Raw genomic sequence first — 25,555 nt, forward strand, 5'->3', positions numbered from 1 at the left:
AAATCATGGAAGAATTACATTCAGAAACACAGCAAGCTGAACCGGAACCAGCACCCAAAATCATAGGCTTAACAGGCGGTATAGGCTCTGGAAAAACTACAGTAGCACACTTTATAGAGGAATTCGGCTTTCCGGTTTATTATTCCGATGACAGAGCCAAGGCAATCGTCAATGAAAGCGAAGATTTGAAAATAAAGATCAAGGAACTTCTTGGTGAAGGATCTTATGATGAAAATGGATTGTATGACAGAAAATTTGTTGCCAGTAAAGTTTTCAACAATAATGATCTGCTCCAGCAATTAAATGAAATCATACACCCAGCTGTACGAATTGATTTTGAAGATTGGGTTAAGAAGCAAAGCAAATATTTGGTTTTCAAAGAAACCGCATTATTGTTTGAACTGAGACTTAACAGACAATGTTATAAATCTCTTTTGGTAACGGCTGAGGATAATATCAGAGCTAAAAGGGTAATGGATAGAGATAACAAAACCTATCGTGAGGTAGAGGCTGTCATGGAAAAGCAGATGCCTGAAAGGGATAAAATTAAAATGGCAGATTGTATCATCTACAACAATACCAATCTGGAAGAATTAAAAGAACAGACTGAAAAAGTGATTTTTGCTATTGAATAGAAATATTCTTAAAGGTTATTTTCTCAATTAAAGAATAAAAAAGCCCTCATTCTTTTGAGGGCTTTTTGTATTATTCCTTTATAAATTTCTTTTGAATGATATTTCTATTATCTTCAATATATATAACATATACACTGTTGATTAGTTTACTCATATCAATCTTATTATTTAATATTATTCCTCCTGATATAAATTGGCCAGAAACGTTCTATAACTTATAATTAGCCTTATTACTAATATTTTTTATAATTATTGTAACTAATCAATATATAATAAGGATAATAAAAAAATAAGCCTCCATTTCTGGAGGCTTATTCTATTTGAAATTTAGCTTACTTATTCTTTGATAAATTTCTTCTGAACAGTTTTACCGTTATCATCGATATCGATTACATAAACACCGTTAATCAATCTGCTTACGTTGATTTGGTTATTCAGTAAGATACCATCTCCGATTACCTGTCCGGCAGCATTATATATCTTATATTTAGCTCTCTTGCTGATATTTTTCACAAACAGTATTGAGCTTACCGGGTTAGGATAAATCATGATACCCGTCTGATCAATTGGATTAGCTACTATCGGTTTAGAGATTCTTACTGTGTAATCCTCTACTTCTCCATTTTTGAAGCTTGTACAGTTTACAGGGATACCATCTCTTTCCATTGCTACTCTCATCACTACATATTTGTAATCTGTCATGCTTACAAACGCATCTGCCGGTACATTGAATTTACCTGAGATAGGGCTGTCTGTATTCGGTGGAGAGCTTAATACTCTTTCATTGATATCAAATTCACCATTTCTGTTGAAGTCAATCCATACTGCAATTCCTTCGTTATAAGTATTTCCTGTCCACTTCTTCTCAATGATGATCTCATTGTCTGTTGATCCCTGAATCATTTCGATGAATGTTTTAGGAACTCCTGTATAATCTGTATACGTTGATGCTCCTGATTCATTCTCCATCGTTTTTTTACCAGTAGGCTTCACTGTAACTTTAGAAATATGCTCTCCTGTAGAACTTCCTGAATTCATCTTACAATAAATTACTGTAGGAGTTGTGAAGTAATATGGAGGGGTATAATTTCCTGGTGTACCATTACAGATATTTACAACCTGCATTTCATATTTCGTTAATTCTGTAAGACCTGTTAATACAAGATTATTAACCAATGATGGTACTTCTGTCCAGCTTGGAATACCCACTTTTCTATATCTAAGAACGTAGGTTGCTCCTGGGAACGGATCCCATTGGATCGCTGCAGAGGTAGGAAGCAATTGAGTAATCGTCAAGCCTGGAGGCGGAATTTCACAGATTCTTTCTGTTGTAAATACTTTAGGGTTAGAATATGGATTCAGAGTTGTTTCTCCGTTACACGTATTAGCAATCTGCACTTCGTAAGTAGTGAATGGCTCTAATGGAGTTACACTTCCTAATACATAAGTATTTGCAGGAGCTACCGGTAAACTAATAATATTCCATGTTGTAGTACCTACTTTTCTCCATCTCATTGTATAGGTAGAACTTGCTGCAAGCGGAGTCCATGTAATCAATGCTGTTGTTGGAGTAATATTACCTACTGTCACATTTGGAGGAGTAGGATCACATCTTGTAGTAAATGTCTTGATTGGAGTTGCTGTTCCAATAATATCTCCACAAATTGCTGCTACTTCTACTTCATAAGTGGTAGCTGGTGTCAATCCGGTGATTACTAATGGAAGGTTACCCAATTGTGCTGAAGCATATACCTGTGTCCAGGCTGTTGTTCCCTGAACTCTGTATCTTACCACATAACTTACTCCTCCTCCTGTAATTGTAACAGTAGCTGTTGTATGAGTAGTAGTAAATGTAGGTGCATTTGGAGTTGCATTACTACAAGGTCTGATTCTTACTCTGTAGTCTTCCACTTCCCCATCTACTGCATTCTGACACATTACAGGAGCACTTGTACGTTTTAGTACAACTCTCATTGTAGTTGTCAATGGACCAGTATAAGATGTTGAAGGAACGGCAAACGTAGCAGTAACAGGAGTAGTTGTATTAGCTGGAGAAATTAAAATTCTCTCAGCGTCTGTAAACTGTCCGTTTCTGTCAAAGTCGATCCATGCTGTTACAGCATCGTTACCTGTAGCTCCAGTCCAACCTTTAGCTACAGAGATCTTATTATTTTGAGAATCAACATCTAAAGTAATAAGAGTCTCAGGTGTTGTATAGCTAGTATAATTAGTCTGTACTGAAGTATTGTTCATTGGAGGAACTCCAAGGTTCGAAGAGGTAACTGTTACATTCGAAATATGGTCATTTGTTCCTGTACCTGTCATAGGGCAGTAAGACAACGGTGGTGTTGTAAACGTTACTGATGATGAGTAAGATCCTGTAGAACCTCCACATGTTGTAGAAACCTGAACTTCATAATTTGTCTGCTCAGTAAGACCAGTGATTCCATAGAAGTTTTGACCAGCTGGCACAGTAGCCGTCTGCCAAACACCTCCAGGAGTAGTTCTCCATCTTATATTATAAGTACCTCCTACAGTTGCAACCCATGATACTGTTGCAGTAGTTGCACCAATATTGTTTACTGTAATATTCGTTGGAGGAGCTGTTGTACAGTTTTGAGAATCTACAAATTTTACTGGATAATCTTCTACTTCTCCCTGAGTAAATGTTCCACAAGGGTTAGCATTATCAAAATATCTCATTACTACACGCATACGGGTAGGAAGAGTTCCAGTATATACATTTCCACTCGCTACTGTAGGCACAGCAAAAGTTGCCGTTACCGGAGTCGTTGTATTATAAGTAGTATTAAGGATTCTCTCACTTGTTTCAAATGTTCCGTTTCTGTTAAAATCAACCCAAGCTGAAACTCCATAAGATGTAGGAGAACCTGGCCAGTATTTGTTCACAGAAATTTTATTATTTGCAGAACCTCTTTCAAATATCACTATTCTTGTAGGGTCTGGTGTGTAATCTTTATAGTTATCTGATCCTGAATTACTCAACATGATAGGAGTATTCGTAGGAGTAACGGTTACATTATTAATATATCCACTAGTAGCAGTATTACCTGTAGGACCTGCTGTACAATAAGTAAGAGCCGGAGTTGTAAAGTTTACACTCGGAGAGAATGCACCTGTAGTACCTCCACAAATTGTAGCTACCTGAACTTCATATGCTGTCTGCTCTAATAATCCTGTAAGCATTTGGTTACTTACCAAAGGTGTATTTACAGCAATCTGCTGCCATGCACCAGAAGGAGAAACTCTATATCTTACAATATAAGTAGCTCCTGTAGTTGATGTCCAAGTAACGTTAGCTGAAGAAGGAGTTACATTGTTTACCTGAATATCAGACGGTGGAGCTGTAGTACATGCTGACAAATCAATAAGTTTAACAGCATAGTCTTCTGTCTCACCATAAGAATATGTACCACAAGCATTAATAGGGCTGTACTCATTCATTACAACACGCATTCTGGTAGTTAGGTTTCCAGTATACGCACCACCTGCGGCAGTTGGTATATTGAATGTGGCTGTAACCGGTGTTGTCGTATTACTTGGAGAAGTCAATACTCTTTCAGTAGCTTCAAAAACACCATTACGGTTAAAGTCAATCCAAACTCCTGTTAAGAAGCTATATTGGTAACCCGGCCATGTTTTTGCTACAGAAACAGTAGCAGTACCACCTCTTACTAAAGTAACTAATCTTGTAGGATCTGTACTATAATCTGTATAACCACTTTGATTAGAGTTACTGTTCATTGAAGGAGCTCCTTGCGCATTGACTGTAACCTGACTTATATACCCGTCAATAAAAGTACTCGTCGCTGCTGAATTACAATAACTGAGCGCTGGAGTTGTAAAGTTTACGCTGGAAGAAAATGCTCCCTGAGCACCTCCACAGACCGTAGCAACCTGAACTTCATATTGGGTTTGTTCTGTTAGCCCGGTAATGATCTGATTTCCTACCAAAGGTGTTGTTACGTTAATTGTAACCCAAGGTCCTCCCGCTACAGGTCTGTATCGTACAACATATGTAGCTCCTGCAGAAAGATACCATCCTACATTAGCTGAAACTGTTGTAAGGTTTGAAACTGTAATGTTGGTAGGCGGCGCGGCTGAACAAGCTGGCAGCTGATGGCTTTCCAACTGTACTCTAGGAATATCCGCAAGTCTGTCTTTTGCTGGAGGTGGTGCAGCAGGATCTGGGTTTGCAGAATCTTCATAGTAGATCATTCCTCTGTTTGCTCCTGCATTATAAGATCCCCAAGCCGTACCTGGCGAAGATGAATAACCTGGAGTTTTTTCATTTACAGCAATCACAAGATTGTCTGTCCCGTTCCACAAAAACGGAGTCGCCAATTGAAGAGTTACCCAGTTCCCATTTGTGAGGTTAGGTAAAGTTCCAGAGAAAACCTGGGTCAAAGAACTTAATGGAACCCAGTTTGTAGTAGTTGCAAAGTTATTCTGGGTTGTGTTTCCCATATATACCACCCAATCCTTATATACATCCTGTGAGGTTGAAACGGTGGTGGCATAAAACTTTACAGCTGTGATATAGGTCGACGTACCTATGGCAGTCGAAACTTCCGCAGCAGTATATATCTGCTGAGAATAGCTATACCCATAATAGGAACGTATGGGGAGATACACTGAGGTACCTGTTCCTGTCCCGATCTGTCCTGCCTGAGCTGAGACTTTGGATACAAAGCCTGTACAAATCAAACAGAGAAACAGAATTAAAGAGGTAAAGAATTTCTTCATAATGTTTTCATTATAATATTAATCATACAAATCTAATCATTTTTTATTATTAATTTATAGGTGCATTTAGGTTTTTTTTGTAAAAACACAATAATATATCCACTTATGCTTTAAATAAAGAAATCCCCGGGAAAGCCCGGGGATTTACTAATATTTAAAGGTTATCTTTATTTTTTAATGAATTTAGATTTGAATTGCTCAATTCCTTTATCATCTATTGTAATTACATAACCACCTTTAACTAAAGCTGAAACATTCACTTTTCCATTATTGATATTTCCTCTATCTACTAATTGTCCAGCAGCACTATAGATTTTATAAGTAGCTTTATCTGAAACTTTAGTAACATTTAGAACATCACTTGCAGGGTTTGGATAAATCTGAATACCATTATTTTTAACAGCAGTTTCAGAAGTAGCAAGGTTACCAGTAATAACTACGTTATAGTCTTCAACCTCTCCGTAATCAAAATTATTTCCACATAGATAATCTGCTGGTAATGATAAGCCTGCATTTGTATCACCTACAAAAAATACTACAACTCTCATTCTTAATGGCTGTCCTTCCACTGCATTACTTGGAATTGTAACATTCCCTGTTACTACAGTTGGCGACGGAGTAAGCGCTACAGGGTAGTTCAATACTCTTTCTGTTTCGCTGAAAACACCATCCTTATTAAAATCAATAAATGCTGCTACTGTATCATAATCAGCAACATCTGGGTTACTAGCAGTGACAGACATAGGATAAACATTCCCTTTTGTTAAATTAATCTGAAGCGCAGTATTTGTTGTATAATTTGTATATGTACTGCTTGCTGAAGTATTATTTATATTCGCAAGTGTTACATTGGAAATATACTCATAGTTTGCATTAGCCGTAGCAGCAGTACAATAAGCAAGTACAGGTGTACTGAAGTTTACAGATGCAGAATATGTACCTACCGTAGTTCCACAAACTAAAGCAACCTGAATTTCATACGTTGTACCATCAATTAAATTGCTTAAGTTGATTGAAGGAACTGTTGTATCAGCTTCAGTCCATACTGTTGCACCTACCTTTCTATAACGTACTTTATAAGTTGCTCCAGTATAAGACATCCAAGATGCACTAGCTGAAGACACAGTAATATTGCTCACCACTAAATTTGTTGGAGCAGCGCTGCTACATGCAGATAGAGGTGCAATACTAACAGGTCCAACAGCATAGAAAACATTCCCTATTGAAGAAATTCTTACTTTAATCGTCTGTCCATTCAAAGCAGAAGGGAAAGTAAAGTTTTCAGTTCCGTCATTAGGTGTTGATGCTGATAACACAGTCCAAGTTGTTCCGTTATCTGTAGTATAGTCGATCTTTACATTAGCAACATTATAAGGAGCAGCATTAGTATTGGCAACAATCCACTGAATTGGAGTTGGCGTATTCACATCTGCATATTGATTAGCTACTCTGAAAGGACCATTATCTCCCACAACAATCGTCTGAACTTTAAAAGCTGACTGCTGTTGAGCCACATTAGAGTTATTATCTCTAACAGTTAGTGCAAAGTTTGTCGTTCTTGCTACAGTTGATACCGCTTCCCAAGTATTGTTTGCATTATTTAATACTCCATTCATTACAGATGCAAATTTTGGAAAGTATCTTGTAGGGTTTGTACTAGGCGGAGAAGATCTGAATGAAGCTCCAGACATTGTATTTCCTAAGTTAAACTTATTAATAGAAACTGACGCATTATCAACTTCTTCCCAAGAATAAGTCATTGGATCATTTTCAGGATCTGTAGCACCACCTGTTAAAACAAAAGCAGTCCCTTTAGGTATAGTATATGTTGGTAGATCCGTAATTACCGGTGGATTGTTGGTAATTGTAGTTTCTACATCACAAGTTTTTGCAATTAAATTAGCCTGAACCTGACCGATACTTGCTTTATGGAAATAAGGATCAGAATTAGCCTGAACATCTGTATTAGGACCAGTAATACCTGCATATCCCATAATGGTAGTTCCTGAACCAGGTTCCATATTTACCCCACTTCCTTCAATATTATGAGAGAAAGTATGGTTAGCTCCTAATTGGTGCCCCATCTCATGAGCAACATAATCGATATCAAAGCTATCACCTGATGGAATTCCATTTGCCGGGGAAGTAAATCCTGAACCTTTTCCTTTAGGAACTGTAGTGGTAGGATTAATACATACACATCCGATACATCCGGCATTTCCTCCACCTCCTGATTTACCGAATAAGTGTCCGATATCATAGTTGACATCTCCTACATTGGCTGTCAAAGCAGCCTGTAGTTGTCCATTCCATGCACCTCCTGCTCCTGTAGCAGCAGCAGAATATGGATCATTATTCGGATCAATATAAATTACACCCGGAAAGTTTTGCAAATTCAAATGCAATGCAAAATCTTTCTCAAAAACTCCGTTTACTCTGGTTAAAGTATTATTAATCGCAACAAGTGCTGGAGCTCTTTTCTGATCATCTGTAGCTGTAGCAGGTACACCAGCAAGCCCCATAAAGTATTGAGTATACTCACCGGTAACAGACATTGCCAGTCTCATTGTTCTGTATTTCTTATCAGAACTCTTGTTGAAAGTTGTTGCCTGATTTGAGAATGACTGCCCATTTTTTAATAAGGCATCTATTTCCTTTTTAGCAACAGGAGATTCTTCTGTAGAACATAAGAATCCATTTTTCTCTTTTTTAGTTTTAGGATGAACAGCATAAACTGTTTTATCTGCAGAAGCCGGGTCAATAAACTCATAGCTATCTCCATGGATGATCATCGACTGAAAATCATTAGGAGCAACACTGAATCTTAAATACTTGGTAGGGTCCTCTACACTTGTTCCAACATAAGATCCTAATTCATACTTGTCTGCCAGTTCTTTTACAACTACTGGAAAACTGTATACATTAAATCTTTCAATCTTCCCGCTCATAGTGGGAAGAGAAATCACTACAGGAGCGGCATTTGTACCCATTTCCTGTGCATTCTTCAGCTGAGATCTCAGTAAGTTCAGGTCTAACTTATAGTACCCGTTACCTCTTACATTAGATTGATCTACTCTGAATCCTGTACTTCTTTTGTTATCGTCTCCTTTTTTAAAGGAAGTTGGTGTCCATTGCCCGAACACGGCTCCTCCTATAAAAGTAAACATTAAAGCAGTAAATACTCTTTTCATAAATTAAAACACAATTATAATTTCCGCCAAATATAACTATTTTATAAGTCTCACAGATAAAATAAGCTAATATTTTTCAATATAATATATCTATCCTCTACATCCATTAAAAAAAACACAAACTTTAGACTATTCTAAAGTTTGTATTTTATGTATTTTAAATATCAAGAAATAATATTTCTAAAACTTATATGCAATATTCCATGCAAATCCCATATTGAATTTTGAAGAACTTTTTCCGAAGCCGGGAACAATCATGGGGGAAATATCTTCCTGCTTGGAAGTATATACCATATATCTTGGCTGAAGATTCACATCAATGTAGAAATTGGAATTAAATAATTGTACTCTGCCTCCCAACGTACCTTCCAGCCAAAAAGACGACTGTGATGATGAAGGAAAAGCTTCAGAAGAATTACTTCCTCCAAACCCACGAACAGGGATTGCCATATATTCCTGATTATAAAATGATCCTGCCACTTTTCCCCCGGCATAAAATCCGTTGAATTCATTCTCTGCATCTTTTGCCAGCATATAGAACGCTCCCAACTTCACGAAAGGACCGCTTGCTTTCGCATCATAACCATTCTTCTGATACACATTCTTTTCAAAACCTGCCTCTGCAATAGCATGGATATTTCCTTTTATCTTTGAAGAAATAAACCCCTGATATAATTTTCTGTCAGAAAAAAAACCGGCTCCGGTATTCAGTACATCAAGGCCAACCATAAAATTGGGTTCATATTTCTCCTGAACCTTCTTCTCTGCTTCCTTTTTTTTGTCTTGTGCCCAGCTTATTATTCCCAATAAACTAAAAAGAAAGGTAAAGATTAGTCTTGTCTTCATTCTCTATTTGATTTTGTCCGGCTTCCAGCTTCTGAACAGGATTCGGAGTTACTAATTCTGAACTTAAATTCTCGTAAGATTTTTTGATTCCGCATCCGGGAGAAACATATGTTGACTTCGTAGTGTAATTAATCCTTACTTTAGATTCTGCCCCATTATATGTAAGTTTAAAATAAACGTCTGTATAAGGTGAATTGTCTACACGTAAAGGAATTAACCGGGAATCAATTTTTGCAAGTTTCCCCAGATCCACTTTTCCTGCTCCATAATCTACTGCTACATATAGTGTATCCAGCGTCTTCTCTTTTCCAGTATCCAGTGATCTGAAAGCCACCTTCATTCTGGGAGTTCCTTCTCCACTTTCACAAATATCATCATCTCCTCCACAGGAAAAAAGCATCCCTAAAAAGCAGATCGCTATGAGAAATTTAAAGTACTTCATCTGTACATTTTTATTTTTTAATTTAGTCAGATGGAACTGACGTTTCATATTAAGATTTGAAATTCAAATTTAAATAAATTTATTTTTTAATCAATAATGCTATGTTCTCAACATGGTGTGTCTGTGGAAACATATCTACCGGCAAAATCTTTACTAAAGTATAATGATCTTTCATCAAAGCAAGGTCTCTCGCCTGTGTTGCTGAATTACAGCTTACATAAACTACTTTTTCCGGTGAAAGCTTTAAGATCTGTTCTACTACTTTCTGGTGCATTCCGTCTCTTGGTGGATCTGTAATTAATACGTCCGCTTTCGGGTGGGTTGCCATAAATTCGTCATTGAAGATATCTTTCATGTCTCCACAATAGAAAGTACAGTTTGTAAGACCATTCAATGCAGCATGTTCTATAGCAGCATCTATCGCTTCCTGTACAGATTCTATTCCGATTACCTGTTTTGCATTTCTCGCTACATATTGAGCAATTGTTCCTGTTCCTGTATAAAGGTCATACACCACTTCATCCCCTTTCAGATCTGCAAACTCCAGAGTCTTTCTGTATAATTCCAAAGCTTGTTTGTAGTTTGTCTGGAAGAATGATTTCGGACCTATCTTAAACTTCAGCCCGTCCATTTCTTCCATAAGGTAACCTTCTCCAAAATATATATTGATATTTAAATCATAAATAGAATCATTCTGCTTAGGATTAATAGCATATACTAATGTTTTAATCTGCGGGAATTTTTCTAATAAGAATTCAAAAAGCTTTTCTCTGTTTTCTTTTTCTTCTCTGTAAAGCTGGAAAAGAACCATCCATTCTCCTTTAGAGTTTTGTCTCATCATCAAGGTTCTTAAAAAACCTTCCTGATTTCTTACATCAAAGAAGTCCAGACCGGTATTGACACCGTACTCTTTTACTGCGAGTCTGATTGCGTTAGAAGGATCTTCCTGAAGAAAACATTCTTTAAGGTCAAGAATTTTGCTCCACATTCCCGGAATATGGAACCCTAAAGCATCTTTGCTGCCAAAATTTTCTTCAGAACTGATTTCATATTGAGTAAGCCATCTTGCGTTTGAGAAGGAGAACTCCATTTTATTTCTATAAAAATACTGTTCTTCAGCTCCTAGAATTGACACGGTCTCAAAGTTATCAATTCCTCCGATTCTCTTGATATTATTATATACTTCTTCCTGTTTAAAATCAAGCTGCTTTTCGTAGCTCATATTCTGCCATTTGCAGCCACCACAGGTTCCGAAATGAACACATTTTGGATCAACTCTGTAAGGTGATTTTTCAAGAACTTCAACCGCCTCGCCTTCATAATATTTAGACTTTGCTTTCTTCACTCTTACATTCACAATATCGCCGGGAATTGCGCCTGTAACCATTACCGCTTTTCCTTCTTCTGTCTTTCCTATTGCCACACCTTTTGCTCCGGCCGTCAATAACTTTATATTTTCAAGAATTAAATCTCTTTTTTTCTTCCTACTCATTCTAAAATTTTCTATTTTCCTAATTGAAACTTTTACGCTTCAATTTGCAAAAATACAATAAAAAAAACCTTATCCGAAGATAAGGTTTCTATACTGTGTTAAAGTTTATTATTTTGTTGGAGCCGGCTGTGGGTTTGCTGGCTGTGGAGCTTGCTGCATTGCAGATGGATCAAGCTGTAATTGTGGCTGCATTTGAGCATTCGGCTCTACTTTTGGAGCTGAAAGACCTGTTTGCTTATCAAGAATAGTTACCAATTCCTGCTCACCAAGGTTTACGAATGATCTGCTGGCAATTTTACCATCTTTATCAATGATCACAAAGCAAGGTAACTTGAATCCGTATACACCATATTTCTTAGCGATATCAGAGTTAAGACCTCCTTCTCCATAAACGTTCACTCCCTGAATTCCTTTTAAAAGAGAATTGCTTGTTTTAATGAACTGATCTTTTGTATCATCTACGTTTACAAATACAAAATTCATTTTAGATTTATAGAAGTTTACTACTTCTTTTAATACAGGTACTGTAGCTTCGCTGATGTAAGGGTTCCATGAAGCATAGAAGAATAACATATAAGATTTCCCTTTGTTTTCAGAAAGTTTATAAGCTTTTCCATCTTGTTTTGCTAAAGCTGCTTCAGGAGCTACATCTCCAATTTTAAGTCCTGTAATAGCTACCTGCATTTTTAAAAGATCACTTTTAATGGTAGCATCTTTAATATCTGAATCAATGATCTTTTTGATTTTGTCAATATTTGCAGCCGGAGTTGTAGGGTGAATATCCGCCTGAGCCATTACAAATGCCAAAAGATAATCTTTTGCAGTCTGAGATAAATCTTTCTTTGTTTTTAGGTACTGGGCAAACATCTCAGAAGTTGTAATTCCTGTTTTTCCTTTGCTGTTTGCTTCTGCATACTTCTGGAAATCAGGAGTCATTTTTACAAGAAGATATTGTCTGTAAAGAGGGATTGTTTTCACCATCGCTTCTTTGTCAGTTTCCAACTGGGTTTCGTAATCTTTGAAAGCTTTAGAAGCTTTGTAAGATGGGTTACCAGACATTGGTCCGTGAGACATTTCATAGTTAGCAAGCAAATTAAGAATGGTAACTTTTATATCGTTTTTCTTCCACTCAAGAAGTCCTTTGCTTGGGCTGTTTTTCTTTGCTAACTCGTCTACGTTTTTATTAATATCAGCTTCAACTTTGTGCATTCCTTTCAAAAATGCAGCTTCATCTCCGCCCATTAATCCTCCTAAATTAACTTTGCTACCATAGTCTGCCAAGAACTTCATACTTGCCGTAAGGAAATCATTGTTCTTTTTAGCATCTCCGGTAATTACATATTCATTTGGGAAAGTAGCTCCGTTTCCTGAAATATTCACTTTTTGTCCTCCTTCAAGATAGATCAGGTTTTGTCTGCCTGCATAGTTGATCACGTACATACCGTCTTTAGGCGCTTCAAAGCTTCCTGAAAAGTTTCCGTCTTTATCTAAACCTATATTAATCAAAGGCAGGGTTCCTACTCCTGAAGCTTCTACAAATTCAATTCTTTCTAATGATGAGCTTCCAGTAATTTTTCCTTTTACTTCTACTTTTTTTGAACAAGACATCACAAAAGCTGTGATGATAAACAATAAAAGATATTTTTTCATTTCAATTTTTAATATTACACAAAAATACGCTTTTTAGGGCTTGCTAATTCACACTAATTATTTTTTTTAAAAATTTTATTATCACCCTTCAAGAGGGACATTTCTATTATTTCAATTGTCTCTTTTTGAATGGCATGCTATATTTGAAAGTTTTAAAAAAACAATTCAACTACCCTCCAAATATATACTTATTAAATAAAGAATGACTAAAAACCATCAATAAGTTAACAAACTTTAACAGGGTACTGCCATTCATAAAAAAACCGCCTCCAAAAATGAAGGCGATTTTTTATGTATTTGAATCAATTCTATCCTTGATCTACAAGAGCAGCCATGTATTCTCTGTTCATTCTTGCAATGTTTTCAAGAGAAATACCTTTAGGACATTCTACTTCACATGCTCCGGTGTTTGAACAGTTTCCGAATCCTTCTTCATCCATAGCTTTCACCATGTTCAGAACTCTTCTCTTAGCTTCTACTCTACCTTGAGGAAGTAATGCATACTGAGAAACTTTAGCTCCTACAAACAGCATTGCAGATCCGTTTTTACATGTAGCTACACAAGCTCCACATCCGATACAAGCAGCTGCATCCATTGCTCTGTCTGCATCTTCTTTTGGAACCGGAATTGCGTTAGCATCCAATGTATTTCCAGAAGTATTCACAGAAATGAAACCTCCTGCAGCCATTACTCTGTCAAATGCGCTTCTGTCTACCATCAAGTCTTTGATAACAGGGAAAGCGGCACTTCTCCAAGGTTCAATAACGATAGTTTCTCCATCTTTGAACATTCTCATGTGAAGCTGGCAGGTTGTGATACCTGTATCCGGCCCGTGAGCTCTACCATTGATGTAAAGTGAACACATACCACAGATTCCTTCACGACAGTCGTGGTCAAAAGCGATAGGTTCTTTTCCTTCGTTAATTAAATTTTCGTTCAGAATATCCAGCATTTCCAAAAATGAAGAATCTGTAGATACATCTGATATTTTATAGGTCTCAAACTGACCTTTAGTTTTACTATTTTTTTGTCTCCAAATTTTCAGCGTAAGATGTAAGCCTTTTTTTGCACTCATAATGTTATATTTTAGGTTGGAGATTATTTATAACTTCTAGTTTTAACCTCGATGTTGTCATATATCAGTTCTTCTTTATGCAATACTTCCGTATTGATATCGTCCCCCTGATATTCCCAAGCTCCGACGTATTTGTAGTTTACGTCATCTCTTTCCGCTTCTCCGTCCGGAGTTGAATGGTCTTCACGGAAATGTCCACCACAAGATTCGTTTCTGTGCAGTGCATCGATAGCCATTAATTGTCCAAGTTCAAGGAAGTCTGCTACTCTGAATGCTTTTTCAAGCTCAGTATTCATTCCTTCTCCTTCTCCCGGTACTTTTACATTTTTCCAGAAATCGTTTCTTACTTCTTCAATTTCCTTAATTGCTTCTCTCAGTCCTTCAGGAGTTCTTCCCATTCCTACTTTATTCCACATAATGTTTCCTAATTGCTTATGGAAGTGGTCTACGGAATGAGTTCCTTTATTGTTTAAGAAGAAATCAATTTTTTCTTTAATCCCCTTTTCAGCCTCGTCAAACGCTCCTGTATTGGTAGGAATAGTTCCTGTTCTGATGTCTGCAGAAAGGTAATCTGCAATCGTGTAAGGAAGTACGAAATATCCGTCAGCAAGACCTTGCATCAATGCAGAAGCACCAAGTCTGTTGGCACCGTGATCTGAGAAGTTAGCTTCACCAATTACGAAACATCCTGGGATTGTAGACTGAAGGTTATAATCAACCCATACACCACCCATTGTGTAGTGAACTGCAGGATAGATCTTCATTGGAGTTTTATAAGGATCATCAGCTGTAATTTTTTCGTACATTACGAATAAGTTACCGTATTTCTCCTCTACCCAGCTCTTACCTAAATCATAGATCTGCTGATCTGTAGGATTATGAATATGTTTTTCGATAGCGGATTCTTTACCTTTTTTCATGATCTCTGTAGAGAAATCCAGGTAAACTCCTTCCTGAGTATCATTATTTTCGATTCCGAATCCAGCGTCACATCTTTCCTTAGCTGCTCTTGAAGCAACGTCTCTTGGTACAAGGTTACCGAACGCAGGGTATCTTCTTTCTAAATAGTAATCTCTATCTTCTTCTTTAATATTTTCAGGTCTTAATTTACCTTCTCTGATAGCTACTGAATCTTCATGCTTTTTAGGAACCCAGATTCTTCCGGAGTTTCTTAATGATTCAGACATCAAAGTCAGTTTAGACTGCTGTGTTCCGTGAACAGGAATACAAGTCGGGTGAATCTGTACATAGCAAGGGTTTGCGAAGTAAGCTCCTTTCTTGTGAATTTTCCATGCTGCAGAGACGTTTGATCCCATTGCATTGGTAGAAAGGAAATATACGTTTCCGTATCCTCCTGAAGCAATTACTACAGCATGAGCAGAATGTCTTTCGATCTCACCTGTAACAAGATTTCTCGCGATGATTCCTCTTGCTTTCCCATCAACAATTACAAGATCAAGCATCTCATGACGGTTATACATTTTGATTCTACCTTTACCGATCTGACGGCTCATTGCAGAATATGCTCCTAATAATAACTGCTGTCCTGTTTGTCCTTTTGCATAGAAAGTTCTTTTTACCTGAACCCCACCAAATGAACGGTTATCTAGCTGACCGCCGTAATCTCTACCGAAAGGAACTCCTTGTGAAACACACTGGTCAATAATATTTGCAGAAACTTCAGCTAATCTGTAAACGTTGGCTTCTCTTGCTCTATAGTCACCACCTTTGATGGTATCGTAGAATAATCTGTAAGTAGAGTCACCGTCTCCCTGGTAATTCTTAGCTGCGTTGATTCCTCCCTGAGCTGCAATAGAGTGCGCTCTTCTTGGTGAATCCTGGTAGCAGAATGCTTTTACATTGTATCCCTGCTCAGCTAATGTAGCTGCTGCAGAACCTCCTGCCAAACCTGTACCTACAACAATAATATCAATCTTATCTCTGTTGTTTGGTGCAACAAGGTTCATATGGTCTTTATGATTTTTCCACTTGTCTTTAAGAGGACCCGCTGGAATTCTTGAATCTAATTTACTCATACTAGTATATTGATATTATTGAGTTATAAAATGGAAAACTGCTACGATGATGAATCCTGCAGGGATAAGGATTGAATACCATGTCCCGAAAGCTTTGATCACCGGCGTATATTTTGGATGTCTTGCTCCGATAGACTGGAATGAAGACTGGAAACCGTGAGCCAAGTGTAATCCTAATAAAACAAAAGAGATCACATACAAAGCCACTCTCCAAAGATCGGCAAACTTCTCATGAAGTTCCGGCCAGAAACGTTCTGCATCAGGAGTTAATCTTTCTACATACTTGTAATTCATTTCATGCAGCCAGAAATCATATAAGTGAAGCGCCAGAAATGCTAATATAACAGCTCCGGAAATAATCATATTTCTGGACATCCATGAAGAATTCACCGATGCATTGTTAGCTGCATACTTTACCGGACGCGCTTTATTATTCTTGATTTCAAGTACAAATCCCATAATGAAATGGAAAATTACTGCAAAACCAAGAATAGGCTGCATTAAGAACTGCACAAAAGGATTATAGCCCATGAAGTCAGATGCCGTATTGAATGCATCCTTATTCAGAACTGATAACAAATTGGTCGTCAAATGCAGTATAAGAAAAATCAGCAAAAATAGAGCTGATAATGCCATAGCATATTTTCTACCTATCGTAGAACTCGTTAAACCTGCCATATAAGTTTAAATTTGAATTTCTACAAAATTAAGAAAGTTTAACAATATCGAAAAGTGAGAAATCTCACAATTAGGCAGTTTGTAATGTTTCTAAATAAGAATTCCATACATTATAAATACAGGAAAACGTATAAATTATAGCGCATTATTTTAAGATTATAAACCCGGTCCCGGAAAACTACTTTTTGAGAGGATGATGAAAAGGATTTTATTTCAAAATAATCCACTCTTCTTGAGGAACAATAGGGACTTATAACATACCGCAGAATTTTCGTTTTATTTTCAATATCAGAGACCCAAAAACAGACTCTGTCACCACTTTTTAAAGAAAAAATTTTGCTTTTACCAAAAGAATGAATCAGCACCTCTTCTTTCTGATTTTCAAAGACATTGCTTCCTGTTCTTAAGATCAAAAATACAATGACAGCCATTGTTAAGCTCATCAAATTTTTAAAATTAAATTTTACAATAACAGGTCTTAATAAAAAAACGGCCACAGAAACAAAAAGCACTTCAAACCCATTCATAGGAATGTTTTCAAAGAATAACAGGTCTACCTCAGCAAACCAATGAATTATTTTCAACAGAATCTGAATAACAAAGTCATATATACTATTCGACAAGCCAAAATCAATTCCGCAGGCGACAAAAGCTGTCATTATAAATGAGAAAACAATAATTATTTCGGAAAAAGGAACAATAACAAAATTGGCAATGATGGATATGAATGAAAACTGATGAAAATAATACAACACCAAAGGAAGCGTTGCCAGCTGCGCGGATAAAGATATTGTAATGGTATTAAAGAGAAGTTTTTTAAGATAATTATCCTGTTTTGGAAAATGTTTCAAAAGAGGCTGATTCAGCCAATAAATTCCAAGGACCGCTAAAAAGCTAAGCTGAAATCCCACATCAAAAAGCTGCTGTGTGTCCCCAATTAAGATAAAAAAAGCGGATAAAGCTAATGAATGAAGCAGATCCGGTTTCCGCTGGAGCATTACAAAAATAAAATAGACACTCAGCATGATGCAGGAACGCAAAACCGAATTTCCGAACCCAATAAAAGCAGCAAACAGCCAGATAAAAACCAAACTTAGAATAACTGCATATTTTCTGAATTGTAAAGGAATAAAACGAATCAGTAAATAGTAGAACATCCCGAAAATAACTACAATATGGGTTCCTGAAATGGCCAGAAAATGAACCAACCCAGACTTATTGAAATCCTGTACAGTACCTGCATCAATCTCTGTACGATCTGCCAGAATGATTCCTTTTAAAAATTCTTTGCTTTTCCCGGATATTGCGGTTTTATCAATTTTCTTAAGAACTGTAAATCTATATTGCCGGAGTTGATCTGTCAGCGTTAAGTCATTTCGTTCTGCAGATACAATCTCATTTGGAATATAAATCTGGTAATCAATGTGCTTTCTTTTGAGATATCGGGTATAATCAAACTGGAAATCATATTGAGGAGCCTTAGGCTGTGTAATATAAGCCTCAGCCTTGTAGTAGTGAATAAAATCCAGTTCTTTATTATCCTTTGGAACATAAAAAATTGAGTTGAAATTTATATTTCCTACCTGAGCTGTTCCTTCGTATTTCTTATATTTTTCAGTAGTATTTAATTTTTGAAAGATTTTAAAAGCAACGCTTTCTTTTTTCTTTATCAATAAATTGTTTACCTCTGAATAAGTATTATAACGATGAAGGATAATTCCTGTTCCAAAGAACAAAAACATAAGTAAAACAACCTTGATTTTGTACAGAAAATAAGAGTGAAAACATACTGCAAAGAGTACAACCAAGCACATCGCAATAACGAAATAAAATTCAATTCCCGTTAATACAACCTTATCCTGAAAAAGAATTCCAAGAATAAAACATATTACCAGAATAAGGAGCGGCTGCTTTTGCAATTTCAATTAATTATCAAGGAAAAATAGATAATTAATCAATAAGATATTATCTCTTGAATAACTAAAAAAAGGCTTTACACCTTATCAAAAGCATCAACAGAACACTTGATTTTTTGCTATGAAATTAAAGTTTGAAAGTATGTTATTTCTTTTTCAGAAATTTATCCGTTAAACGCTTTGTTTCTTTAATATAAAATAATGGATCTTTCCCATAATCTTCATATTTGAAATCACCTGATTTTTTAGGGATGGCAGGCTCTATCTGGGTTCCTTCATGCCATTCATTGAATGATGTAATTCCAATAAAATCCGGATTTACTCTGATTGCGGCATCAAACATCTTTTCGTAATACTTTCCATTGTCTCTGTTTTTGAAATTAGCTTCGTTCCATGGACGTATTCTTGTATCGGAATAACCTGGTCCTACGCAAGGAATAAAAATCAGATGGTGGTCTTTAGCATAGTTGGCCATGAAATCCCAATTAGCAGTTGTACTTCCATATACAAAACCTTCGCTGGCAAAATAGGTATAGAAACCGTCAAAGCCTGCTGAATCAAAAAATTTCGCATCATCTTTTTCAACCCAAAGTCCAATATAAAGCGCATCTAAATCTGTATTCCTGACTGTTTGTTCTCCGTTTTTGGATAATATTTCAGCCCATTCTTCTTTAGGAATTTTATAACTGTCATATACATAAAACAGAGGTTTTCCTTCTTTTTTATAGAAAGCATGATGATGGGAATAAGTTTTTATAAGATAAGAAAGCTGTTCCTTTAATTCTGAAGTATTTTTATAAAACGGCTCAATGTGAAATGCAATTTTTAAATCAAAGCGATCAGCAATATCCAGATATTTCATAAGACTTTTATCCGTGAATGAATCTTTTCCCAGCCAGCTTACAACCACCACTCCAACTCCGGATTCCTGAATCATTTTCATGTGTTTTTCAATGATCTTTACATCATTGGAGCTGTAATTTCCAAGTGAAGGATAAAAATTAGCCCCGATATCATCTCCACCTTTGTGGTGTCCCAGATTGTTCCATTTCGGATTACTCCAATGAGGAAGGATTTCATGGTTCCAATGCTGATAACTTCCATCTGTTGCAGGATTTCCGTACCATCCATAATAGAAGATCTGGACTTTATCTCTTGAGCTGCTCTGCTGAGCAAAGCTTTTCGAGAAAAATAATATAAACACCAATAATAACAGAAAACGGTTACAATAATTCATAGTTAAAAAGTAGATTAAATTCTCAAAAACCTCAGCAAGATTATACTTTTAATATCACCTCAGCAGCATGGGCACTGGCTCCTTTTCCACCCAATTTTTCTCTCAGAAGGCTGTAGTCATTCAGAACCTGTGTTCTTTTGTCTCCTTCTATGATTTTATTAAGTTCTTCTACCAGGTTTTTAGTATTCAGATCATTTTGAATAAGTTCTTTCACCACTTCTCTGTCCATGATCAGGTTAACTAAAGAAATATAATTGATGTTTTTCACTAATCTTTTAGCAATGGCATAGGATATCTTGCTTCCACGATAGCAAACCACTTCAGGAATATTCAACAAGGCCGTTTCTAATGTAGCTGTTCCGGAAGTAACAAGAGCTGCTTTGGAACATCTTAACAAATCATATGTTTTATTGGATACAAAATGAACATTGTCATCCACATATTTCTGATAAAATTCTTTAGGAAGACTCGGTGCTCCGGCAATTACAAACTGGTAATTTTTAAAATATGGTCTTACTGAAAGCATTATTTCAAGCATCTTTTCCACCTCCTGCTCTCTGGAACCCGGTAGCAACGCAATAATTTCTTTTTCGTTCAATCCATGCTCCGATTTGAAATTTTCAATACTGATTTCCTGCAGATCTGAAATAGCATCCAGCAATGGATGACCTACAAAATGGGAATGAACTCCATGTTTTCTGTAAAAGTCTTCTTCAAAAGGAAGAATGACCATCATTTCATCCACGTATTTTTTGATAATCTCTACCCGGCCTTCTTTCCATGCCCACAGCTGTGGAGAAATATAATATACGACTTTGATCCCGAGTTCTTTGGCAAATCTGGCAATTCTCAGATTGAAACCAGGATAATCTACTAAAATCAAAACGTCAGGCCTGTTCTTCTGAATATCCTCTTTACAGAATTTTATATTATTCAGAATGGTTCTGAGATTCATCACCACTTCCAGAAACCCCATAAAAGCAAGGTCACGGTAATGTTTTACCAGTGTTCCGCCCTGAGCTTTCATCAGATCACCTCCCCAAAACCTGAACTCCGCATTCGGATCCTTTTGTTTTAGGGCTTTCATCAAGTTGCTTCCGTGCAAATCACCTGAAGCTTCTCCTGCAATAATATAATACTTCATTTCTATAGTAAGGATAGAGAACAAATTAAAATAGATATGATCTTAATTCGTAAATTTGTTCAAAGATAATGATAAAAAATGTCAGAAGAATTTGAAATCCGGAATAAAGTTGCCGAAAGCGGCCTTATCAATTTTGATCTATCCACTTTACTTCCAAAGGGAGAAAGAAAGGGAATTGACCTGAAAGATTTTCTTTTTCAGGAAATGATCCTGAAAGAAAAAGATTTTCGTGAAAAGGTAGAAGCTATAGATACTGAACTATACAAAGACTCATACATATATATTTACAATTCTGTAGATACTATTATCCCGCTTTGGGCTTATTTTGTATTAACTGCAAAACTTACTGATGTTGCCAAAAAAATAGTCTTCGGAAGCCGTGAGGATCTTGATGTTATTTTAATGCACAACGCCATTCAGACTCATGATTTTGAGGAAATGAGAGGCAAAAGAGTTCTGGTAAAAGGCTGTTCAGATAAAGATATTCCTGAAAATGCTTATATAGAACTGGTAGAACAGTTAAAACCAATTGTAAAATCTCTGATGTTTGGAGAAGCCTGTTCTAATGTGCCGATCATAAAGAACTAATATGAACAAATATTTATCAGCCTTATTTTTGTTTATTATTTTTCTTGGTATCTACTATTTCGGAAGTTTTTCAAAAATTCCTTTTGCCGACTGTGTAGGATTTGTATTGAGTGCAGAAAAAGGGATATGGGAAACTACTGCTTCAGCAACAAGTCACTTTTTATATATTAACACTGTTATCTTCATTAAAAATCTGGCAGGTATTAATGCTATTGAAGCAAGCCGCTTTCTGGTTGTTTCTTCAGGAGCAGCAACAGTTTCTGTTATTTATCTTACGGTAAAAAGCATTTCAAAAACAGAATGGGCATCACTTGTAGCTGCTTTTGTTTTCGGTTTCAGTTTTTCGTTTTGGAGAAATGCAGAGATTGTAGAAGTATATACTTATAACTCTCTTTGGGTAAGCCTTTTTTTCTTTTCAGTTATAAAAAGCTTTATTGAAAAGAAAAGAATTTACATATTGTTAAGCAGTCTGTTTTTAGGAATCAGTTTATGGGTTCATATTCAAAACATACTGCTAATACCTTCTTTATTAATCTTCTTATTTTATTTTAGAAATGAAAAGAAATATGCAGTGGCTTCACTATTGATTTTCACAGCATTATTTAGCTCTTTATTTATTCTGAATATTTCCCAGGGACTCCCCTTCAAATCACCATATAGTTCTGATCAGGGAACATGGGTGGAAGATTCTTTGAAAAAAAGTACCATTCAGTATGTGAAAGATTTTTTCCAATCTTTTGCATATCTTATTTATAATTTCAATTTATTTACATTTTTCGGAGTCACAGGTATTCTGCTTTTATACAAGACTAATCGAAAAATGTTTTTTGTTTTTGCTACCGGAGCAGTATGTGTATATGGATTTTCCACGTTTTATGCTGTATCCGATAATTATGTGTTCTTTTTACCTTTCAATATTATTTTTGCGCTATCCATCGGGTATGGTCTTTCTTCAGCAAAGTATGCCCGTTTAAAAAAATTCTCCTGGGTATGCCTGTTGATTCCTGTGGGCTACCTCCTCTTTTATAAAGTTGTATTCTTAACAGAGAAAGGGAAAGAATTTCACGCATTTAAGGAGTACAAAGGCGGTCTGGATTATTATGCTCTTCCATGGATGAATAATAATGCAGGTATTCTGGAGTTCACCATTGATAAAAAGCAAGCACCCGAACCTATCGACTGGATGACAATAAGTGCTTTAGAATACATAAAGGTGCTAAAAAGCAAAGGTTATACAGAAGAACAGATCAGAAAACTTTAACAATAATTATGAAAGGCGGTCATTTTATAAGGCATATTTTTTGATAACTTTGATTCACTTAATACTAACAAACACAAAAAATGAGTTTAATTGACCTACTTACAGGGAACACAGGCAACCAGGTTGCTGAACAGGCTGAAAACAAATTCGGAATCAGCAAAAACCAGGTAATTGCCCTATTGGCTGTAGCTACCCCTCTCATTATTTCTTATCTCAGAAATAAATCTCAGGACGCTAAAGAAGCAGAAGCTTTAAATAATGCTCTAGATAAAGACCATAACGGAAGTATTTTAAATGACGCTTCTCAGATTGAAGCAAGACAGGCTGAAGGCGGATCTATTCTTGATCATATCTTTGGGGGACAAAAAAGTACTGTTGAAAACCAGCTGTCACAAAACACAGGTATTTCAATTGACAAAATTGGTCCTATCCTTGCGATGCTGGCACCTGTAGTAATGGGATACATCGGACAGCAGAAACAACAGAGTAATGTAGGCGCAGGAGGTCTGGGAGATCTTTTAGGAGGAATTCTTGGAAATGCATCCAACCAGGCTCAGGCACAGCAGTCTAATCCTCTAAATGACATTCTTGGAAGTGTTTTAGGAGGAGGTACACAATCTCAATCATCAGGAAATCCATTGAATGATATACTTGGAAGTGTATTAGGCGGTGGTGGAAACCAACAACAAGGCGGAGGCGGCTTAGGCAGCATCCTTGGTAATATTCTTGGAGGTAAATAATTAATTTAATTTTCATAAAAAAAGACCGGAGAGATGATCTTCGGTCTTTTTTATTTGGATTACTTTTTAGATTTTTCTTCAGAAGCAGCAAAAGATTTTGAGGCTTTTTTTGGTCTTCTTTTACCATAACTTCCGGAATTGATTTTTCCTCTTCTTGATTTTTTGTCTCCTTTTCCCATAGTAATTATGTATTTGTTAATCACGAATTTAAAAAATACAACTCTAAATTCCAACTGATGAAGCTGTTAAAATTTTATAAATTAAGAAAGGAAGCTGGGAGTTACTACCAGGTTATTATTTTCGGCTTTCTATTATTAAAACAATTATCCCTTCTTCCTATTGTTGATAAAAACAACTTTAGATATTCCAGGCTACGTCCATCATCCAGTCTTTTTAAACTTTTATCGTTTTCCATTTTCCTTTTTTGAATAAGATAAAAGCAACTATTGTAATCAATGTTTCTGCAGCAGGAATTGAAATAAAAACTCCTTTTGGGCCCATGTCAAGATATTTTGACAGAAAATACGCCAGAGGAATCTGAAACAGCCAGAATCCAAAAAGATTAACCCAGGTAGGAGTCCATGTATCTCCGGCCCCGTTGAATGCATTAATCATGACCATCCCGATTCCGTAAAAAATAAACCCTGTACTCATAATCTGAAGAGCATTTTTCGCAAAATCTTTAATAGCCGTTTCCTGAGTGAAAAAACCAACTAAAAAATTTCCCATAAAAATAAATACCAGACTTACGATCAACATAAAGATGACATTATATTTCACGGTTTTCATTACCGACTGTTCTGCTCTCAACATTTCATTTGCCCCCATATTCTGCCCTACCAGCGTAGATGCTGCATTGCTTAGTCCCCAGGCCGGAAGCATAAAGAACATCATCAGTCTTAAGGCTGTCTGGTAACCGGCTGATGCATTTTCGCCTCCTGTGGTCGCTACTAATTCTGCGAGGAAAATCCAGCTGCATGAAGCGATAACAAACTGAAAGATCCCCGGGGTTGCAATCTTTATAATGGATTTGATTAATTCATAATTGGGTTTAAAATAAGGAATCTTTATTCGGATTTGGGTATCAGCCACTAAAAGATGGTACAACTGATAGATCACCCCAATACTTCGCCCTATTGTTGTTGCCAAAGCCGCCCCTGTTAATCCCAAAGCAGGAACAGGTCCTAAGCCCTTTATCAAAATTGGGCAGAGGATAATATTGGCAATATTGGCAATCCACAAACTTTTCATCGCAATCATCGCATTTCCTGCTCCTCTGAAGATCCCGTTAATTAAAAATAAAAGCATAATGATAGTACTGCTGCTCATCATAATCCTGGTAAAATTTTTCCCATAAGCTGCTGCTTCAGGCTTTGAACCCATCAGGATCAGGATTTCCTCAGCATAAATAACTCCCAGTAAACTTAAAACAAAAGTAATAACAAATGAAACCAATAATACCTGTGCAGCACTCCTGGAAGCCTGCTCCGGATTTTTCTCCCCGATTCGTCTCGCCACCAAAGCTGTTGCCGCCATACTCATACCGATCGCAATAGAATACATCACCGAAAGCACAGATTCGGTAAGCCCTACAGTCTGAATAGCAAAACCACTTTCTTTCAGATGTCCGACAAAATACAGATCAACAAGGGCAAATACAGATTCCATAGCCATTTCCAGCATCATTGGAATAGCTAAAAGCAATACAGCACTTCTGATATTCACCTTCGTAAAGTCTGTTTCTTCGCCGCTGAACGCTTTTTTCAAAAAGTCAACATATTTTGTCATTTCGTAATCAATAATTTATATAATCCCAAAAATACAAATCCAATTATTAGAAAAACTTAGCAATTGGT

18 protein-coding genes are annotated in these 25,555 nt (G+C 36.4%); 4 read left to right on the top strand and 14 right to left on the bottom strand.

All coding sequences use genetic code 11. The annotated features are described in order from the left end of the window. Window positions 1-5 precede the first annotated feature (5 nt). Complete coding sequence (gene coaE / locus KIK00_RS12785; protein ID WP_255812777.1) at window positions 6-635, top strand: dephospho-CoA kinase; 630 nt, start codon at window positions 6-8, stop codon at window positions 633-635. A 336-nt stretch (window positions 636-971) separates the two neighbouring features. Here coaE and KIK00_RS12790 read toward each other — a convergent pair whose 3' ends face one another. The 12 genes from KIK00_RS12790 to lpxB all read right to left on the bottom strand — a co-directional run bounded on the left by KIK00_RS12790 (window position 972) and on the right by lpxB (window position 21,110). Next, entirely contained in the window at window positions 972-5,402 is a 4,431-nt protein-coding gene (locus KIK00_RS12790; RefSeq protein WP_255812778.1) for a GEVED domain-containing protein, read from the bottom strand. A 167-nt stretch (window positions 5,403-5,569) separates the two neighbouring features. Further along, window positions 5,570-8,593: a reprolysin-like metallopeptidase gene (locus KIK00_RS12795; protein WP_255812779.1), complete on the bottom strand. Its 3,024-nt coding sequence runs from the start codon at window positions 8,591-8,593 to the stop codon at window positions 5,570-5,572. A 180-nt stretch (window positions 8,594-8,773) separates the two neighbouring features. Further along, window positions 8,774-9,439 carry a DUF6048 family protein gene (locus tag KIK00_RS12800; RefSeq protein ID WP_255812780.1) on the bottom strand — a complete coding sequence of 222 codons (666 nt, stop codon included), beginning with the start codon at window positions 9,437-9,439 and terminating at the stop codon, window positions 8,774-8,776. After that, on the bottom strand, window positions 9,405-9,929 hold the full coding sequence (locus tag KIK00_RS12805; protein ID WP_255812781.1) for a DUF6452 family protein: 525 nt from the start codon (window positions 9,927-9,929) through the stop codon (window positions 9,405-9,407). Before KIK00_RS12805 ends, KIK00_RS12800 begins: the two co-directional genes overlap by 35 nt. 31 nt (window positions 9,930-9,960) lie before the next feature. Then, on the bottom strand, window positions 9,961-11,373 hold the full coding sequence (gene rlmD / locus KIK00_RS12810; protein WP_255812782.1) for a 23S rRNA (uracil(1939)-C(5))-methyltransferase RlmD: 1,413 nt from the start codon (window positions 11,371-11,373) through the stop codon (window positions 9,961-9,963). A gap of 108 nt (window positions 11,374-11,481) precedes the next feature. Next, window positions 11,482-13,023, bottom strand: a complete 1,542-nt coding sequence (locus KIK00_RS12815) for a thioredoxin family protein (protein ID WP_255812783.1) — start codon at window positions 13,021-13,023, stop codon at window positions 11,482-11,484. 308 nt (window positions 13,024-13,331) lie between these two features. Next, window positions 13,332-14,099, bottom strand: a complete 768-nt coding sequence (locus KIK00_RS12820; RefSeq protein WP_002976316.1) for a succinate dehydrogenase/fumarate reductase iron-sulfur subunit — start codon at window positions 14,097-14,099, stop codon at window positions 13,332-13,334. 23 nt (window positions 14,100-14,122) lie between these two features. Then, on the bottom strand, window positions 14,123-16,135 hold the full coding sequence (locus tag KIK00_RS12825; protein ID WP_255812784.1) for a fumarate reductase/succinate dehydrogenase flavoprotein subunit: 2,013 nt from the start codon (window positions 16,133-16,135) through the stop codon (window positions 14,123-14,125). A 15-nt stretch (window positions 16,136-16,150) separates the two neighbouring features. After that, a complete protein-coding gene (locus KIK00_RS12830; RefSeq protein ID WP_255812785.1) occupies window positions 16,151-16,813 on the bottom strand; it encodes a succinate dehydrogenase cytochrome b subunit in 663 nt (220 codons plus the stop codon). A gap of 110 nt (window positions 16,814-16,923) precedes the next feature. Next, window positions 16,924-18,732, bottom strand: a complete 1,809-nt coding sequence (locus tag KIK00_RS12835; protein WP_255812786.1) for a ComEC/Rec2 family competence protein — start codon at window positions 18,730-18,732, stop codon at window positions 16,924-16,926. Window positions 18,733-18,874: 142 nt separating this feature from the next. Continuing rightward, complete coding sequence (locus KIK00_RS12840) at window positions 18,875-19,966, bottom strand: glycoside hydrolase family 99 protein (protein WP_255812787.1); 1,092 nt, start codon at window positions 19,964-19,966, stop codon at window positions 18,875-18,877. A gap of 40 nt (window positions 19,967-20,006) precedes the next feature. After that, window positions 20,007-21,110, bottom strand: a complete 1,104-nt coding sequence (gene lpxB / locus KIK00_RS12845) for a lipid-A-disaccharide synthase (protein WP_255812788.1) — start codon at window positions 21,108-21,110, stop codon at window positions 20,007-20,009. A 78-nt stretch (window positions 21,111-21,188) separates the two neighbouring features. Between lpxB and KIK00_RS12850 the strand changes: the two genes are divergently transcribed. From KIK00_RS12850 to KIK00_RS12860, 3 genes are all read left to right on the top strand, one after another. Beyond that, window positions 21,189-21,698 carry a DUF2480 family protein gene (locus tag KIK00_RS12850; RefSeq protein WP_255812789.1) on the top strand — a complete coding sequence of 170 codons (510 nt, stop codon included), beginning with the start codon at window positions 21,189-21,191 and terminating at the stop codon, window positions 21,696-21,698. Between the two features lies 1 nt (window position 21,699). Then, on the top strand, window positions 21,700-22,959 hold the full coding sequence (locus tag KIK00_RS12855; RefSeq protein WP_255812790.1) for a protein O-mannosyl-transferase family: 1,260 nt from the start codon (window positions 21,700-21,702) through the stop codon (window positions 22,957-22,959). Window positions 22,960-23,039: 80 nt separating this feature from the next. Further along, a complete protein-coding gene (locus KIK00_RS12860; protein WP_255812791.1) occupies window positions 23,040-23,699 on the top strand; it encodes a DUF937 domain-containing protein in 660 nt (219 codons plus the stop codon). A 59-nt stretch (window positions 23,700-23,758) separates the two neighbouring features. Here the strand turns inward: KIK00_RS12860 and KIK00_RS12865 are convergent, their stop codons facing one another. Both KIK00_RS12865 and KIK00_RS12870 read right to left on the bottom strand, forming a co-directional pair. After that, the gene (locus tag KIK00_RS12865) at window positions 23,759-23,878 is read right to left on the bottom strand and encodes a 30S ribosomal protein THX (protein WP_065119703.1); all 120 of its coding nucleotides are present in this window, start codon (window positions 23,876-23,878) and stop codon (window positions 23,759-23,761) included. Window positions 23,879-24,092: 214 nt separating this feature from the next. Further along, window positions 24,093-25,487, bottom strand: coding sequence for an MATE family efflux transporter (locus tag KIK00_RS12870; protein WP_255812792.1), 1,395 nt, complete (start codon window positions 25,485-25,487; stop codon window positions 24,093-24,095). Window positions 25,488-25,555 lie beyond the last annotated feature (68 nt).

Source organism: Chryseobacterium sp. MA9 (genome assembly GCF_024399315.1).
Taxonomy (GTDB): Bacteria; Bacteroidota; Bacteroidia; order Flavobacteriales; family Weeksellaceae; genus Chryseobacterium.

Coding starts and splice junctions, on each gene's coding strand:
- coaE (WP_255812777.1), top strand. CDS start 6: ATGGAAGAATTACATTCAGAAACACAGCAAGCTGAACCGGAACCAGCA.
- KIK00_RS12790 (WP_255812778.1), bottom strand. CDS start 5,402: ATGAAGAAATTCTTTACCTCTTTAATTCTGTTTCTCTGTTTGATTTGT.
- KIK00_RS12795 (WP_255812779.1), bottom strand. CDS start 8,593: ATGAAAAGAGTATTTACTGCTTTAATGTTTACTTTTATAGGAGGAGCC.
- KIK00_RS12800 (WP_255812780.1), bottom strand. CDS start 9,439: ATGAAGACAAGACTAATCTTTACCTTTCTTTTTAGTTTATTGGGAATA.
- KIK00_RS12805 (WP_255812781.1), bottom strand. CDS start 9,929: ATGAAACGTCAGTTCCATCTGACTAAATTAAAAAATAAAAATGTACAG.
- rlmD (WP_255812782.1), bottom strand. CDS start 11,373: ATGAGTAGGAAGAAAAAAAGAGATTTAATTCTTGAAAATATAAAGTTA.
- KIK00_RS12815 (WP_255812783.1), bottom strand. CDS start 13,023: ATGAAAAAATATCTTTTATTGTTTATCATCACAGCTTTTGTGATGTCT.
- KIK00_RS12820 (WP_002976316.1), bottom strand. CDS start 14,099: ATGAGTGCAAAAAAAGGCTTACATCTTACGCTGAAAATTTGGAGACAA.
- KIK00_RS12825 (WP_255812784.1), bottom strand. CDS start 16,135: ATGAGTAAATTAGATTCAAGAATTCCAGCGGGTCCTCTTAAAGACAAG.
- KIK00_RS12830 (WP_255812785.1), bottom strand. CDS start 16,813: ATGGCAGGTTTAACGAGTTCTACGATAGGTAGAAAATATGCTATGGCA.
- KIK00_RS12840 (WP_255812787.1), bottom strand. CDS start 19,966: ATGAATTATTGTAACCGTTTTCTGTTATTATTGGTGTTTATATTATTT.
- lpxB (WP_255812788.1), bottom strand. CDS start 21,110: ATGAAGTATTATATTATTGCAGGAGAAGCTTCAGGTGATTTGCACGGA.
- KIK00_RS12850 (WP_255812789.1), top strand. CDS start 21,189: ATGTCAGAAGAATTTGAAATCCGGAATAAAGTTGCCGAAAGCGGCCTT.
- KIK00_RS12855 (WP_255812790.1), top strand. CDS start 21,700: ATGAACAAATATTTATCAGCCTTATTTTTGTTTATTATTTTTCTTGGT.
- KIK00_RS12860 (WP_255812791.1), top strand. CDS start 23,040: ATGAGTTTAATTGACCTACTTACAGGGAACACAGGCAACCAGGTTGCT.
- KIK00_RS12865 (WP_065119703.1), bottom strand. CDS start 23,878: ATGGGAAAAGGAGACAAAAAATCAAGAAGAGGAAAAATCAATTCCGGA.
- KIK00_RS12870 (WP_255812792.1), bottom strand. CDS start 25,487: ATGACAAAATATGTTGACTTTTTGAAAAAAGCGTTCAGCGGCGAAGAA.